Here is a 15,657-nt window from a genome sequence, read left to right on the forward strand (position 1 = left end):
TATTATTTTTCTGATTAATGTTGTCGGAAGGTTAGATTTTCATAATAATAGGTGATAAGTAATTGACTAAATGGGTTTACAAAATTACAGATACTAATGAAGCTTTAAAAAGTATAATAATTGGAAATAATTAATAAATTAGTTGTATGATAAGCTTGCTTATAGAATAATTTTTTGCAATTGAAACAAGTGATATTCATTTCATTAAGACATAGTTTAAACAGTCCCTTAAAGGCAAATAAAAGTTTGATACATTTACAGTTTATTCACTGCCATTGACAGGCTGATGTATAAAACGGCAAGCTATTTAGTTTTTTGCAGAAAAACCATACGATGTCGGTTTAAGTACATTATGATATATTAATAAATATACTGCACCAGTAAACTTCTTTTTGTGCGAAGATTGAATTATAATACAAAAAGTGCTACTGAACTGTTTTGTCTGCTATATAAAAGGAGTGTGAAGCTTAAAATTTTGCAGACTTATAAGTTTTCAGTAGCACAAAATAATATTATTTTTCAAGTAACTTTTCTAAATCCAAAATAAGCACAATTTTGCCATCTTTCTCAGCGACTCCGCTAAAGAATTTACCTGATAAACCAGCAATAAGCTCTGGTGCTGGTTTTATATCTGAATCTTCATAACTAATTATTTCACATACTTCATCAACTAATAATCCAACCACCGATTGGTGATTCAATATAATAATACGAGTACTTTCATCAAACTCAATTGGAGGATAACCAAATTTTTTCCTCACGTTAAAAACCGTATGAACCTTGCCTCTAAGATTAATTAGTCCTTCAATATATACCGGAGTATCAGGCACCTTGTAAATATCAGTAATTTTCTCAATAATATTTACACTATTAATATTAATGGCAAATACTTCGTTGTTAACTTTAAATAGAACTAATTGTGTAGCCATAAGCAAACCCCCTAAGTAGTAACTATAGATAAAACATACCCTTAAACTTTATTATATCAGCATAAGAAAAAATCGGCAATTTATTTTTTTATATTCATGAAATTGGCAGATAAAAAAGAATTTTGTCAATTAATATATAATCCAACTTTCCAATGATAAGTTTAACACCACGACTTTTCAACTGGGAATGTTGAATTATATAATCTATAAATAGCGTCAAAATTCAAGGAGTTATTACAAGCTTATTTTAACTGGGATATTTAAGTAAAAAATAGTAATATGAAATTTTGTATAATTATAAAATAAACCAATCAGCTATAAATACATCTCTAAGCCGATTGGTTTACTTCAGTAAATAATAATATAAAGATTGGTCTTTCGTCTTTGATTAATATAGAACTGTGTCTGTAATTTAAAGCATAATTAACTTCTGTAGCTTCCGTTAATTTTTACATAATCATAAGTAAAGTCACAGGTCCAAATTCTATCAGAAACATTGCCCCTTTTCAAATTAATTCTAATTAAGATTTCTTTTTTCTTTAATATTTCCTTAGCTGCATTTTCATCAAAATTAACTGCACAACCATTTCTGCAAACCAAAAGATTTCCTAAATGAATATCAGTAAGATTTGGGTCAAAGGTGGCTCCAGAATAACCTACAGCAGTAATAATTCTGCCCCAGTTTGCATCTTCTCCGAATATTGCAGTTTTTACAAGTGGGGACTTAGCAACTGCAGATACTGCTTTATATGCATCATCTTCGTCTAATGCTCCATCAACTATAACTTCAATAAGCTTAGTAGCACCTTCGCCATCCTTTGCTATTAATTTTGCCAAATAAGTACAAACATACATTAGTGCATCTACAAACACTGAATATTCATAATCCTCTTTTACAATAGCATCATTATCGGCATATCCATTTGCCAAAACAAAAACTGAATCACAGACACTGGTGTCACCATCCACAGATATTCTGTTAAATGTTGATCTTACGCAATGTTTAAGGGCCTTATCAAGCAGACTTCTTGAAATATTAGCATCAGTAGTAATAATACCAATCATTGTAGCCATGTTGGGATGTATCATTCCAGAGCCTTTTGCCATACCGCCAATACGAACCTTTTCACCCTGAAGTTCTATTTCAACTGCAATTTCTTTTGGTACTAAATCTGTTGTCATAATTGCTTCTTCAGCATCGGAGCCTCCATCAGCACTAAGTGAATTGACAGCAGATCTTATTCCTGAGCGAATATTTGGCATATTTAATTTTGTACCAATAACTCCGGTTGAATTTACAAGAATATCTTCGGGTTCACAATTTAGCAGTTCAGCAGCTAATTTAGTCATATCCTTGGCATCATTATAGCCGCTTTCTCCTACACAGGCATTGGCATTGCCGCTGTTAATTACTATAGCTCTTGCAAAACCGTTTTTTATATGTTCCATCGAAACCTGAAGGGAATGTCCTTTTACAACATTTGTAGTGAATACACCAGAGGCAACTGCTGTATCATCTGAGCAAACAATTGCCAAATCTTTTTTATTGTTTTTCTTAATGCCACAAGCAACACCAGTTGCTTTGAAACCTTTAGGAGCAGTAACTCCACCTTCTATAATATTCATAATTAACCTCCATAGGCTATAAAATTAACCTTATTAATTTGTTATATTGTTATTATAAACAATATTTGTATGTAGATTATACATAAATTTACTTAATGAATCAATTATATTTGATACATATATGTGTATAATTATACATAAATTTGCATGATGAATCAATTATATTTTATATATATGTATGTATAATTATGCAATTTATACAAAATTACCTAGAAGAAATTGTTTTAATGACTTAGAATAACAGTATCTGGCTTATAGTGTATATATAGTCCTTTCATCAGTAATGAAAAAAATAATACATATGGTTAGTTATTGATTTGTAAAATAAATCAATATATTATATATAAAGGTAATAATGATTGATTAAAAATATCAAATAGTTATTATATGTAAAATATATTAAAACATAAGAAAAATATTTGTTTTTGAAATGAAAATAAATAGATAGGAGAATGCCAATCAGACTTATTTAAATAGTGTCATTATTAGTAATAATGCCAATCTTTGTGGCTATATTGGGCATTAAAGAAATTTAAATGTAAAAAAGTTTGTGATTCTTGTAATTATTGTTCATCAATAATTAATCAGGTTGCCATAAGTACAGCATCAAAAGGTTAAAATATTAAAGGTTATGCTAAATAAAATTGAAAAGAAAATTAATTGATGGTATTATTAATTTGATTATAATTTAACAGTGTTTTTGGTTATAATATACATAATTAAATTAGTAGGCTTTATCGGAGCAATTTGGTACATAGTTATTGGAATTTTAAACTTTGAATTTTTTATTTTTATATAAATAAATTAAGGAGGAAAAGTAATGAGTGATTGTTTATTTTGCAAAATAGTAAACAGGGAAGTACCTTCAACACCTGTTTATGAAACTGACAAGGTTTATGCATTTTTAGATATTGAACCTGAAGCACCAGTACATGTTTTGATTGTACCAAAACAGCATATTGCTTCTCATAATGAATTAACCGCTGAGAATGTTGATATTATGAAGGATATCCATTTAGCTGTAAATGAAATAGCAAAAAAGCTTGGCGTAGCTGAAAGTGGCTATAGACTTATTAATAACTGTGGTCCAAATGCTGGTCAGACAGTTTTGCATCTTCATTATCATATTATTGGCGGCAGAGAATTAAGCACTAAAATACTTTAGATTAACTATTATTTAAGTGTTTTATAAATAATGGTTGACACAATTTTGAAAATTAATATATAATATACTGTGTGCTGTAATTAGCATAATTCCCTATAGTATGTTGTTAACATACTACGGCTATTTTCCCGGCACAATTGCTATTATCGGAGGGAGGGAAATTTTGTGTCTGAAGTAAGAGTTAAAGAGAATGAGTCTTTAGATAGTGCTCTTAAAAGGTTTAAAAGATCTTGTGCTAAGTCAGGTGTTTTAGCTGAGGTTAGAAAGAGAGAGCATTACGAAAAGCCTAGTGTTAAGAGAAAAAAGAAATCTGAAGCTGCAAGAAAAAGAAAATTCAAATAAAACTGTGACAATGGTAGTTTACAGGAGATATTTGTTATGTCATTAAAAGCTTTGTTAGTTCAGGATTTAAAAGAAGCCATGAAGGATGGCAATACAGCTTCAAAAACAGCTATTCAAGTGGCGAGGTCGGCAGTGCTTCAGGTTGAAAAAGACACGAAGGTTACCCTAGACGATGATGCTATAATTGAGATTATTGCTAAAGAGGTTAAAAAGAGAGTTGAAACTTTACCTGACTTTGAAAAAAGTGGTAGACAGGATCTTATAGATAATCTAAAAGCTGAAATTGAAGTATTGAAAAAGTATTTACCGAAGCAGTTGAGTGAAGAAGAGATTGAAGTTATTGTAAAGAACGCTATTTCTTCGACTGGTGCTCTTTCTGCAAAAGATATCGGAAAAGTTATGCAGGTGGTTTTGCCTGAGACTAAAGGTAAAGCTGATGGTAAACTAGTAAATCAAATAGTTAAAAAATTATTAGGATAAGAAAGAGCTCGGTTATATAACCGGGCTTTTTCTGTACGAGTACGTGAGGCAAACTGGGTGTGTTGCAGTAATAAAATGTACTGAGCGGTAGGATTAGGGATTAGTCTAAACAACAGGGTTAGCAGAAATGCAAACTGTAACATGAATTGAATTTGCCTCCTTGTTAAAAAGTTTGAGTTTTCTGCTTACCAACTTGCTTTATTAGTTAGGTTATTGTATATATATAACTTTATGAGATATAATTATATTAGTAATTATAGGAGACAATATATGGCTACAGAAATAGAGAAAAAATTTCTTGTTATAAATGATAAATACAAAAGTTCAGGCACTAAAACTTTATTTAAACAAGGATATTTAAGTGTTGATTATGAAAGAACAGTTAGGGTTAGGAGCTTTAATGGACAAGGTTTTTTGACAGTAAAAGGGAAGACTAAGTCTTGCAGCAGAGAAGAGTATGAGTACAAAATTCCTATGCAGGATGCTGAAAGAATGCTTGATAATTTATGCATTCAACCTATTATTGAAAAGTTTAGATACTTCTTGACATATGAAGGTTGTAAGTGGGTTGTTGATGAATTTTTAGGTGTAAATGAAGGTCTTGTTACTGCTGAGATAGAGTTAGAAAACGAGCATCAGACATTTGCAAAACCAGATTGGGTGGGAAATGAGATAACATTTGACATAAGATATTTCAATTCAAATCTTGTAGAAAATCCTTTTAAAAGCTGGTAGTAATATTTCTCAACGCGGGAGGAAAAGAATGGACTGTAGAGATAACTGTGGTGCCTGTTGTATTTCACCTTCAATATCATCAGCTATTCCCGGAATGCCAAATGGTAAGCCTGCTGGAGTGAGATGTATTCAGCTTACTGATCAAAATAGATGTAAGCTATTTGGTAAGACTGAAAGGCCAAAAGTCTGTGCAGCTTTAATGCCATCGGAAGAAATGTGTGGTCATTCTCAAAGTGAAGCCATTGCTTATTTGAACATGCTAGAAGAACAAACTAGTCATAAAAGATAGTTGATTAAATATAATTCTTTTTAGTTTAAAAAGCTACTTGTGTATTTTATACATATTCAGTGAATATGACATAGTGCTTTGTATAGTGTTTTGATTAATAAATAATTAGTTGTTTTTTAGTTAATATAACAGATGTTTTATGATGGTGAACTAATTAAAAAATAATTAGTTGATTTTGGCTGTCTTGTAACGTATAACTTGTAACTTGAAAGAATTTGCATAAACATTTGTTTTGAGTAGTGAGATATTAGATTTGAATATTGATATAAAAGCAAGCAACATATAGTTTTATTAAATTGTTTCTACTTTAAGTTATTCAGGAGGTTATAATGGATAAAATTTTAGTATTTATGTATGATGATATGGCAGATTTTGAAGTGGTTTATGCCACTCATTTGCTTGGACATGAACTGTCAAAGAAAATCGTAACTTGTGCATATGACAAAAGACCTGTAAAAAGTAAGGGCGGAATGGTTTTTATGCCTGATATTACTGTGGCAGAGGCTGTTTCGGATGATTATGCTGGATTTATTATTCCAGGAGGATGGAATCCAGTTGTAAAAGAAGAAATTCTTACCCTTATAAATGATTTCTATAATAGTGGAAAGCTGCTTGCTGCTATTTGTGCAGGTCCTAGATATTTTGCAAAGGCAGGTATACTAAAAAATGTTAAGTATACCACTTCAATTGTGGAATGGACTCAAGCAAGAAGAGAAGCTTTTGGAAATGAAGATGATCCTTTTCCTAGAGAAAATTTTGTTAACACAAGGGTAGTTCGGGACAAAAATGTAATTACTTCTAAGGGAATTTCGTTTGTGGATTTTGCAATTGAAATCGCGGATTATTTTGGTATGTTTAAAGACGACTCTGATAAGCAGGAGTTCTTTAAAACTATAACTTGCTATAATAAATAGTTTGAGAAGAACTATCAAAATAATTTGAATAATTCTAGCTTCACACATAAATGTTAATAAACTAGATTTAGATCAAAAAGTTGGAACATGTTTAAGTTTACCAGTGGATTCTTTTAATATAACTTATTTATTTTATAAAAATTCCTATTGTAAATTGGTTTGATTTTTCATTTGATATCGATGACATACTTGGTATTACTAGGTTTTAATAGATATGTTCTGCTGCGAAGTATGAGAATATAAATGCTTGTCTCGATTTAATGTAGTACTTGGAGGAAAATTTTAATGTGTAAAACAGTATTGATTACTGGAGCATCAAAAGGAATTGGCTATGAAACTGCGAAATTATTTGCCCAAAGTGGTTATAATGTAGTTATAAACTATAATAAGAGCAAAGAAGCAGCAATTAGTTTGATGAATGAATTGCTTGAGAAAAAATGTAGTGTAATGGCTGTACAAGCCGATGTGAGCTGCAAAGAGCAGGTTGATAGCATGATAAATTCAGTAAATAAGCAATTTGGAGATATTGATATATTAGTTAATAATGCAGGTATTGCAAAACAGAGACTTTTTACAGATATCTCAACACAAGAATGGGATAATATGTTTGATATAAATGTTAAAGGTATGTTTTTATGCTGCCAAGGTGTGTTGCCTGCTATGATAAGAAATAAATCAGGCAAAATAATAAATATCTCATCTATATGGGGAATAACAGGAGCATCCTGTGAAGTTCTATATTCTGCAACAAAAGCAGCTGTTATTGGACTAACAAAGGCATTAGCTAAGGAACTTGGCCCCTCTGGTATACAAGTAAATTGTGTAGCGCCTGGTGTTATTGATACTGATATGAATTCAGATTTAGATATGGATTCAATTGAGGAATTAAAAGATCAAACACCTCTTGGAACAATAGGGAAATGCATTGATGTTGCAGAGACAATTGCCTTTTTAGCTCATGAAAAAGCAAATTTTATAACTGGACAGGTAATTAGTCCTAATGGTGGGTTTTTAATATAACGAGGCATAAAAATATACATAGGAAAATTTCAGTAATAAATATCTTGTATTTCAGACATGATAAGTAGTATACTAAGCTAGTGCTAATATTAATTAATAATTAAGGTGGTGAATTCAAGTGGGCGCGGACCCGTATCATAGTAGTTATTATCATAATTATATAATTTATGGGAGGGCTATGTGCAGCTTGGCTTCAATACTGCTACAAGGCTAGAAGTATGTCCTCCCAATGAATGGAGGACTTTTAATGTTATCGCTATCTTTTTTTCAAGATAAAAAGCAAACGCCGCAAATAGAAAAAGCTGTAACAGAAATAAAGCAAATTACTTTCAATGGACTTACATGGATTGACATTACTAAACCTACTAAAAAAGAAATTGATATGCTTGAAAAAAAATATGAGTTCCATGAGTTGCCATTAGAGGATTGCTTAACAGAGCATCAGCGTTCAAAGGTTGATGAATATGATGATTATTGTTTTATAGTAATGCACTTTCCAAGATATCGTAAGGATACTATGAGACTTGACTCTGAAGAGATAGATATTTTTCTAGGTCACAATTATTTAATAACATTGCATGAAGGAGAGTTAAAGCCTTTAGTTGCATTCTCAAATATGTGTAATTTAAAGCAAGAGGCAAGAGAGAATTTTATGGCTGAGGGCTCTGCGCTATTGTTATATGAGATAATAAAGAGACTTTTTGATTATTGTTTTCCAATGCTGGACAAGATAGGTAATATGCTAGATGGTTTAAACAAAAAGATATTCAGAGAGCAAAAAAGAGTTATGCTTGAAGAAATATCAATAGCAAAAATGCAAATAATTAACTACAGAAGAATACTTAAGCCTCTTAGACCTGTTATATTGATATTGGAAAAGGCAATTAGGAGATATCTTCCTGAAGATATGGAAATGTATTTTGACGATATTACAGATAAAGCTGAAAAGATTTGGGATATGCTAGAAAACTATAAAGAAGTAGTGGAAGCCATTGATGCAACCTATGAGTCATTAACTTCACATAGAATGAATAACTTAATGCGAACATTTACAACTCTACAGGTTATAGTTTTTCCAATGACATTAGTAAGCGGATTATTTTCAATGAATGTTGAAGGAATTCCATTAGCAAAAATAAACTTTGCATTCTGGATAGTTTTTGGAATGATATTTGTACCAATGACTATAATTGGTTTACTGATGGTTTTTAAACGTAATAAATGGTTTTAAACTAATATAATTACAGTTGCATGTTGCCAAATATAATTTAAATGGAATTTTGACCAATAGTTTTTTAAAATGTTGATGGAGTTTAGCCTCTTTGGAGATAATGGCTAATATATAATTTTATGTGGCAATATATGGCAAGAATATACAACTAATATTTGGTATAATTAGTGGGCATATATGAGGGAGGTTCTATATAATGAACGATACTTCAAAAATTAAAAATTTTTTTGAATATCTTCCAGAGTGTATTAAGTTTTATAAATTGAAAAATGAGGGTCTAGTAAAGGCTATATTTTTAATGATTCTTATTTTTCAAATTGCTGGCAACTTTATACAGTATAAGCTTTTGGATTTGATATCCTTGGATGATATAGAATTGTTATCTTCATTTTTGACTACAGGTTTGGTTAATGCAGACATAGAAGAATTATATCCTTCTGAGCAGGCTATTTATATATTTGTTGCTATATTAATAACATTATTATTAGTAAAATTGATTTCAAATTTACTTCTTTCTGTGTACATGTATTCATATATATGTGAAATCAAAGGAAGGACATTAAAAGCAATTGATAGCCTTAAAGGAGCATTTAAACATATTGGTCGTCTTATTGCCTATAATATAATATTTGGTTTAATGGTAGCTATAGGAACAATGTTTTTCTTTATACCAGGTATAATTGCATACATAATATTTGTTTTTGGATATTGTTATATTCTTGATATTAAATTAACTGTTCCAGATGCCATTACAGCGTGTTCTGAGATAACTAAAGGTAAGAAGCCTCAGATACTGAGTGTATTTGCTGGATTTTTTCTAGTTTTTGAGTTACCAATGATATTGATATTCTCAGGAACTTCTTTCGGAACTGCTTGCTTAGCTTCTTTTTTCAGCACTATTGTAAGTTTGATTTTACAAAGACTAATAGTTCAACTTTACATGGACTTGGAGTATAAGGAAGAACGAAAGAATAATAAATTTTCGCAAATATAATTATATCAATAGTTTTGAACGGTATTGACAATATATAGGTTTCCTGTATATTATTAAAAAGTGAGTTGCTTTTAATGAAATAATGTAATGGCTGTTTAGCACAGTTGGTTAGAGTTAGATATTTTGTCTACAAATTATAAGTATGAATTAAATATTGCTTATAAAACAAAAGGTCGTTTAGCTCAGTTGGTCAGAGTACTACCTTGACATGGTAGGGGTCACTGGTTCGAGCCCAGTAACGACCACCAATAAAAAACTGCTTAAGGCAGTTTTTTTATTTATATTATAATCAAACAAAATCTGTATCCATTATCCCATTTATCTAAGCTGTACTGGTGTACCATTATTAGCAATAAGTAATTTACCTGAAACTAGTATAAAATAAACTAGCATAACTAGTTGATTTATTACAGTTTAACTGAGTTTTTTAAATTTATATGTGATTGTAAATTATATATTTGTTGTAAAGCGTAATATGCTGTATACTGAAATGAGTACAATTAATTATGATTTAGAAGGCGGTAGAAAGTATGGCATTTGTTTATTTGGTTTATTCAATATTATATTACTTCTGGGATTAATAGGCGTTGGGATTTATGGATTCATTTTATTTGTAAAACTTGCTAATAGAGGTATTAAAGCACTTGATATTTACATAAATGAAAAGACAAATAATAGATATTAGGTTAATAGATTACAAGGTTAGAAATGTAGTTACATACTTGATGTTGGTCAAGAAATTATATTTATAGATAATTGACAATTTTAAAATGTATTTTTTTATAAATTAATTATTTGAAAAAATTAATTTCGTAACTAAATTCTCTTTTTGCATCATATTATTATTAAAGATAAAGATTTTTGTTGGCAGTTAAGATTATATAGGAATTGTTGTATTGTGCTAATTTATAAGAAGAGGCAAAATATGGCGCCAATTAAGTTCAACCCAGTATTAATATTGGTTTTTGGCTTAAAACTAACACAAGACATCAAATTAGCTATTTTATATCTAAGTTACACTGCTCAAAGTATTCTTTAAAATATATGAAAAGAGATTTTGTAAATGCTGCAAAATGTTATAACACTGATATTGAGTTTGGGTATTATACTTCTTGGCTGTGAGTTATTTACAAATGGAATAGAATGGCTAGGCAAACAACTAAAGCTGGGGGATGGCGTTGTTGGAAGTATTTTTTCAGCAGTGGGAACATGCCTGCCTGAGACATTGATTCCTACAATAGCCTTGCTTTTTTCTAATAGTGATATGAATTCAGTTAGTATAGGAATTGGAGCAATTGCAGGTGCTCCTTTTATGCTAGCTACTCTGGCATTCTTATTAACAGGTCTTAGCACAATAATATTTTCAAAAAGACGAAAAACAAAATATGAGTTAAATGTAAATCTAAATGTATTGAGCAGGGATATTTCATTTTTCATAATTGTATATACAAGTGCAATTTTAGCATCAGTAATTACATTAGGTTTTGTAAAGAGTATTATATCAATTATTTTAGTAGCCAGTTACATAAGTTATGTAGTAAAAACTGTTAATAATGATGAAGCTAGTAATGAAGAAATTGAAGAATTAGTAATTTCTAAGGTTTTTAATACTAGAACCAGTACAATGATGATTATTATACAGACCTTATTTGCATTAGGTGCAATAATATTTGGTGCAGAACTGTTCATAAGCAATATTGAGATAGTTGCAAAGGCATTGGACATATCTACACTAGTATTATCAATAATAATTACTCCAATAGCAACAGAACTTCCTGAAAAATTCAATAGTATTATTTGGATTAGTAAGGGTAAAGACACTCTTGCTTTGGGAAATATTACTGGTGCTATGGTTTTTCAGAGCTGCATCCCAGTTGCTATAGGTATTCTCACTACTAATTGGATTTTGGACACAATAACTTTACTTAGTGCTTTTTTAGCAATAGCCTCTGCATTGGTAACCTATATTTGGATAAAAAAACTGAAGTATTTAAATTGGATTCCATTGATGTCGGGCGGTATATTTTATGCTTTTTTCATTTGCTTTTTGATTATAAGAGGATTTAAATAGTTTAGATAAAACTGTCATACAATGTATTAAACAATGATAGTGCAGATAATTAATTGTATGAAAAGGAATTAAAACTGAACATAATTTTTGTATTAATGAAACAGCATAATCAGTATTCATGTATAATTAAAGATGGTCAGCAGACACTAAATTTATTGCTGAAGGGGCTGCTGAAAAATAGCATTTTCTGTATACACATTTCTTATTGCAAGAAATAGTACTAAGTAGCAATATATAACTGTGAAGCAGGGGTAGAATTGATGCTAGAAATAAAGGTGAAGAACAAGTATTGTAGCCGGCACAGCTGAAGTAAGCAGCTGTGAGTATTGACCCAAGACAGGATGAATTGGTTATACGGTTGGTGGAAGTACTTGTTCTTTAGCGCAATTATTTCTGCGTCAATTTTGGGTGCGAGTTATAGACCGCAAAAGTGCTTGAACTTTTTGAGGCTAGAAAGTGCACCATTTAAGCACCAACTATACTTTTAAGTTATTTTGGCAACAAGCCATTGATAATGCTGCTGCACCAACAAATTATTTAAGTGGGATGTTTGAGTAATATAATTAACTTAGCAATTTTTTATTGATAATTCTCCCCATACCATAGAATTATATGCGAATGTTATTTAATATATTTAAATATGATTCAAACTTTGATGAACGTTAATGCGGTGTCAGAGCAAAGTCTGCAAAAAGTATTATAAAATATTTTCTAAAGAAAACCTTTCTCTTTTTGGTATATGAAGAACATATTGCCTAAGTGCCTTTAGTTCAGCAACTGCTGATGAAAAATCTTCACTCTTAATATATTCCATTGTTTTTATAAAAGAATTATCAATATTATCTATTTCGTAGTGATCTAAAAGCATGGCCCAGAAATATCTGGTTTTTTTCCAGCTTACTTCAAAGTCGGCAAGCTGCTTTTTTGCACTATCCCATTTTTCTTTTGTTACAGAGTTGTAGGTGTCATTTAAGCTGGTATCTAGTTTAATAGATGAACATTCTAGATAGTATTGCAAGAACACACCTGAAAGTATAACACTTAACAGTAAACAAACTATAATAATTATTACTTTAACATTATAATATACTGTTTTATTCATTTGTATTTTACCTACTTTCTTTCTTTAGCTTGGCAAAATAATTTTCCTTGGCAGTCAATACTTGCAAATAGTACATCTTTAATTGAATTAATGCCCATTTTCTTAAGTTCATATTCTAGCGTAGACCTATCATAATCTAAACGCTTCAGGTTTTCTTTTATCAGTTCTCCATCTATTATTAATTCAGTTGCAGGAGCCTCATATTTTGCGTTTATATTTAAGTCTTCTGGTGTAACACTTCTCTTGGAAGCTTTTGGGACTACACTTAGCTGTCCGTTGGATTCTAATATTGCAAACTCAACGTCAGCAATATTGTAAATATCTTTAGTTCTAAGCTGTTCTAACAAATCATTTAACGTATACAATTCTTTTTGAAATACATCTTCATTTATTTTTCCGGCAGAAATTAGTACACTTGGCTTACCGCATATGATGTCTCTTACTTTTTTGCTCTTCAATGTTATAAAAGATATAGAAATTTGAATTGCCAGCATTGTTAAAATGGGTATTATTCCATGCAATAAAGGAATGCCTGTGTTTTGCATTGGAACAGATGCCAGGTCAGAAATCATAATTGCTACAGCTAGTTCAAAGGGCTGTAACTCACCTATTTGCCTTTTTCCCATAATTCTCATGGCAACAATAACAATTGTATAAAGTATTATTGTTCTAATAAAAACTACCAGCAATATATCTACCTCTTTCGAAAAAATTATATATCTGATATTATTTAGTATTATGAATAAAATAATACTTGAAAAAAGTAGCACTATTTTAGTATTTATATAATAATTTCAAAAGATTAATAGAATAAATGCATTCTAAAACTTATTTATTAGTATGGTGGTATAATTAGAAGGTATTAGATTATAAATATCAATTAGATAGAAAATTATATTGCTTCAATAATTGAGTTGTAAGAGGTACAATAGTTATTTTGGAGGTTATTATGCAGGTAGTTGTAATTGGGTGTGGTAAAGTTGGATCAAAATTTGCACATATGTTATCAGAAGAAGGAAATGATGTGGCAATAGTTTCTAATGATTCAGAATCATTTAAGAATCTTAGCCCTGATTTTGACGGGATTAAAGTAACGGGAGTTCCAATTGATCAGGATATATTAAAAATGGCAGGTATTGAAACAGCAGATGTGCTTGTTGCGGTAACTGAGGATGACAATATTAACATAATGGTTTGTCAGGTGGCTAAGGAGATATTCAAAGTTCCGAAGGTAATAGCAAGAATATACAATCCAGCTCGTGAGCATATTTTTCATGAATTTGGACTTGAAACAATTTGCCCTACCGATATAACTGTTAATGTTATGAGAGCATCAATGGAATCAGGAAACGATATAAGTTCACATGTAATTGGTAATACGTCTATTGTTTTTAGACATGTTAAGCCGGAAAATAGTTATATTGGAAGAAAGATTCAGCACATAAAAGTCAAGGAAGGCATGATTTTTGGTGTGTATAGAGGGGGAGAATTTATATTTGCAAATAAAGCAGGGAAAATTTTAGAGGATGATGTTATTGTTATGGCAGATAATGCTAAAAGATATTAGCTCGAAAATAAAGTTTGTGCAAACATGGTGCATTTTCGAGCAGCAAAAACCCGCAAGCGTGTTTTTGAAAGTGTTGGTTGTGCAAACATGGTGCATTTTTTATAGTTATTTATTTTTTGTTGTCTAATGTAAGTGTGGGAGGTTAATATGAATATTGTAATTGTTGGTGGTGGAAAGGTAGGTTACTATTTAGCTAAGACTCTTCAACATTATAAACATAAAATAGCTTTAATTGAAAGAAAAAGAGATTTGTGTGAAAAAATTGCAAATGAACTGAGGATAGCTGTTGTCAATGGTGATGGCACAAATATTGAGCATTTGACTGAGGGTCTAGTTAATGAATCAGATACTTTTATTGCTGTTACAGGAAAAGATGAAGACAATCTTATTGCCTGCCAGCTTGCAAAAAGAAATTTTGGAGTAAGAAGGACAATAGCAAGGGTTAATAATCCAAAGAATATAGAAATTTTTGAAAAGCTAGGTGTAGATATTGCTTTAAGTAGTACTTCAGTTATTGCGGATTTAATTGAGCAAGAGGTTGATTTCATGGGAATGAAGACTCTTATGAAACTTAAGGGTGGTAAGGTGGCACTAAGTGAAATAAATATTACTGAATCATCGCCAGTCGTAAATAAATCCTTAAAGGAGATATCAATTCCAAAGGACTGTGTATTGATTTCCGTAATTAGGGGAGAATCTGTACTTATTCCTAAGGGCGATACTGTTTTATTAGATGGGGATTTCATTATTACAGCATCATCACTAGCTGACCAACAGGAATTAAAAGAATTCTTTATTGGATAATAAAGTTAAACAAAAATAATTATAGTTGCAATGACATTATTTTTTGTGGTAGAATTGTTCAAAGAATATTTAAAGCGATGATTAATTCTTAGTAGCTGTCTGCAGTTATTTTTAGAGAGCAATCTGGTTGGTGAAAAGATTGAAATACGCAGAAATGGTGAATTACAAATTATGAGCGGCTTTTGCCGGGTATGCCCGTTATAGCTTTTTGAGACATCTTTTTAATTATATTAGCAGCATTTGCTTTATGACAATAATAGGTGTGAATTAAGGTGGTACCACGAGCTCTTCGTCCTTATATAAGGACAAAGGGCTTTTATTTTTGCAGAAAATATTTCAATCCAACTTGGATTTTATACGCAATAATGAGAATCAAGTTAACGAAAAT

General features: G+C 30.6%; 17 protein-coding genes and 1 tRNA gene. 14 read left to right on the forward strand and 4 right to left on the reverse strand.

Going from position 1 to position 15,657, the window contains the following annotated elements; translation table 11 throughout:
* Positions 1–512: 512 nt before the first annotated feature.
* Positions 513–929: a chemotaxis protein CheW gene (locus EHE19_RS08020; RefSeq protein WP_137696432.1), complete on the reverse strand. Its 417-nt coding sequence runs from the start codon at positions 927–929 to the stop codon at positions 513–515.
* A 423-nt stretch (positions 930–1,352) separates the two neighbouring features.
* Positions 1,353–2,555: a bifunctional glutamate N-acetyltransferase/amino-acid acetyltransferase ArgJ gene (argJ, locus tag EHE19_RS08025; RefSeq protein ID WP_137696431.1), complete on the reverse strand. Its 1,203-nt coding sequence runs from the start codon at positions 2,553–2,555 to the stop codon at positions 1,353–1,355.
* A gap of 820 nt (positions 2,556–3,375) precedes the next feature.
* Between argJ and EHE19_RS08030 the strand changes: the two genes are divergently transcribed.
* The 12 genes from EHE19_RS08030 to EHE19_RS08085 all read left to right on the forward strand — a co-directional run bounded on the left by EHE19_RS08030 (position 3,376) and on the right by EHE19_RS08085 (position 11,796).
* Positions 3,376–3,720 (forward strand): histidine triad nucleotide-binding protein, encoded by a 345-nt coding sequence (locus EHE19_RS08030; RefSeq protein WP_137696430.1) that lies wholly within the window; start codon positions 3,376–3,378, stop codon positions 3,718–3,720.
* 165 nt (positions 3,721–3,885) lie between these two features.
* Positions 3,886–4,062 (forward strand): 30S ribosomal protein S21, encoded by a 177-nt coding sequence (rpsU, locus tag EHE19_RS08035; protein WP_004622093.1) that lies wholly within the window; start codon positions 3,886–3,888, stop codon positions 4,060–4,062.
* A 36-nt stretch (positions 4,063–4,098) separates the two neighbouring features.
* Positions 4,099–4,542 carry a GatB/YqeY domain-containing protein gene (locus EHE19_RS08040; protein WP_137696429.1) on the forward strand — a complete coding sequence of 148 codons (444 nt, stop codon included), beginning with the start codon at positions 4,099–4,101 and terminating at the stop codon, positions 4,540–4,542.
* Positions 4,543–4,812: 270 nt separating this feature from the next.
* Positions 4,813–5,277 carry a CYTH domain-containing protein gene (locus EHE19_RS08045; protein ID WP_137696428.1) on the forward strand — a complete coding sequence of 155 codons (465 nt, stop codon included), beginning with the start codon at positions 4,813–4,815 and terminating at the stop codon, positions 5,275–5,277.
* Positions 5,278–5,305: 28 nt separating this feature from the next.
* Positions 5,306–5,566 carry a YkgJ family cysteine cluster protein gene (locus EHE19_RS08050; protein WP_137696427.1) on the forward strand — a complete coding sequence of 87 codons (261 nt, stop codon included), beginning with the start codon at positions 5,306–5,308 and terminating at the stop codon, positions 5,564–5,566.
* 329 nt (positions 5,567–5,895) lie between these two features.
* The gene (locus EHE19_RS08055) at positions 5,896–6,480 is read left to right on the forward strand and encodes a DJ-1/PfpI family protein (RefSeq protein ID WP_137696426.1); all 585 of its coding nucleotides are present in this window, start codon (positions 5,896–5,898) and stop codon (positions 6,478–6,480) included.
* 285 nt (positions 6,481–6,765) lie between these two features.
* Positions 6,766–7,500 carry an elongation factor P 5-aminopentanone reductase gene (gene ymfI / locus EHE19_RS08060; RefSeq protein WP_425314301.1) on the forward strand — a complete coding sequence of 245 codons (735 nt, stop codon included), beginning with the start codon at positions 6,766–6,768 and terminating at the stop codon, positions 7,498–7,500.
* Positions 7,501–7,747: 247 nt separating this feature from the next.
* A complete protein-coding gene (locus EHE19_RS08065) occupies positions 7,748–8,731 on the forward strand; it encodes a magnesium transporter CorA family protein (protein ID WP_137696424.1) in 984 nt (327 codons plus the stop codon).
* A 196-nt stretch (positions 8,732–8,927) separates the two neighbouring features.
* On the forward strand, positions 8,928–9,725 hold the full coding sequence (locus tag EHE19_RS08070; protein ID WP_137696423.1) for a hypothetical protein: 798 nt from the start codon (positions 8,928–8,930) through the stop codon (positions 9,723–9,725).
* Between the two features lie 171 nt (positions 9,726–9,896).
* A tRNA-Val gene (locus EHE19_RS08075) sits at positions 9,897–9,973 on the forward strand.
* Between the two features lie 242 nt (positions 9,974–10,215).
* Complete coding sequence (locus EHE19_RS08080; RefSeq protein ID WP_137696422.1) at positions 10,216–10,410, forward strand: hypothetical protein; 195 nt, start codon at positions 10,216–10,218, stop codon at positions 10,408–10,410.
* Between the two features lie 378 nt (positions 10,411–10,788).
* The gene (locus tag EHE19_RS08085) at positions 10,789–11,796 is read left to right on the forward strand and encodes a sodium:calcium antiporter (RefSeq protein WP_137696421.1); all 1,008 of its coding nucleotides are present in this window, start codon (positions 10,789–10,791) and stop codon (positions 11,794–11,796) included.
* Between the two features lie 697 nt (positions 11,797–12,493).
* On the opposite strand, the gene EHE19_RS08090 is transcribed toward EHE19_RS08085, so the two are convergent.
* Both EHE19_RS08090 and EHE19_RS08095 read right to left on the reverse strand, forming a co-directional pair.
* Positions 12,494–12,898: a DUF4363 family protein gene (locus EHE19_RS08090; protein ID WP_137696420.1), complete on the reverse strand. Its 405-nt coding sequence runs from the start codon at positions 12,896–12,898 to the stop codon at positions 12,494–12,496.
* An 11-nt stretch (positions 12,899–12,909) separates the two neighbouring features.
* Positions 12,910–13,587 carry a DUF421 domain-containing protein gene (locus tag EHE19_RS08095; protein WP_137696419.1) on the reverse strand — a complete coding sequence of 226 codons (678 nt, stop codon included), beginning with the start codon at positions 13,585–13,587 and terminating at the stop codon, positions 12,910–12,912.
* A gap of 260 nt (positions 13,588–13,847) precedes the next feature.
* Between EHE19_RS08095 and EHE19_RS08100 the strand changes: the two genes are divergently transcribed.
* The gene (locus tag EHE19_RS08100; RefSeq protein ID WP_137696418.1) at positions 13,848–14,465 is read left to right on the forward strand and encodes a potassium channel family protein; all 618 of its coding nucleotides are present in this window, start codon (positions 13,848–13,850) and stop codon (positions 14,463–14,465) included.
* A gap of 147 nt (positions 14,466–14,612) precedes the next feature.
* Positions 14,613–15,269 carry an NAD-binding protein gene (locus tag EHE19_RS08105; protein WP_137696417.1) on the forward strand — a complete coding sequence of 219 codons (657 nt, stop codon included), beginning with the start codon at positions 14,613–14,615 and terminating at the stop codon, positions 15,267–15,269.
* The last annotated feature ends 388 nt before the right edge of the window (positions 15,270–15,657 follow it).

This window comes from Ruminiclostridium herbifermentans, assembly GCF_005473905.2.
Lineage (GTDB): Bacteria > Bacillota > Clostridia > Acetivibrionales > DSM-1351 > Ruminiclostridium > Ruminiclostridium herbifermentans.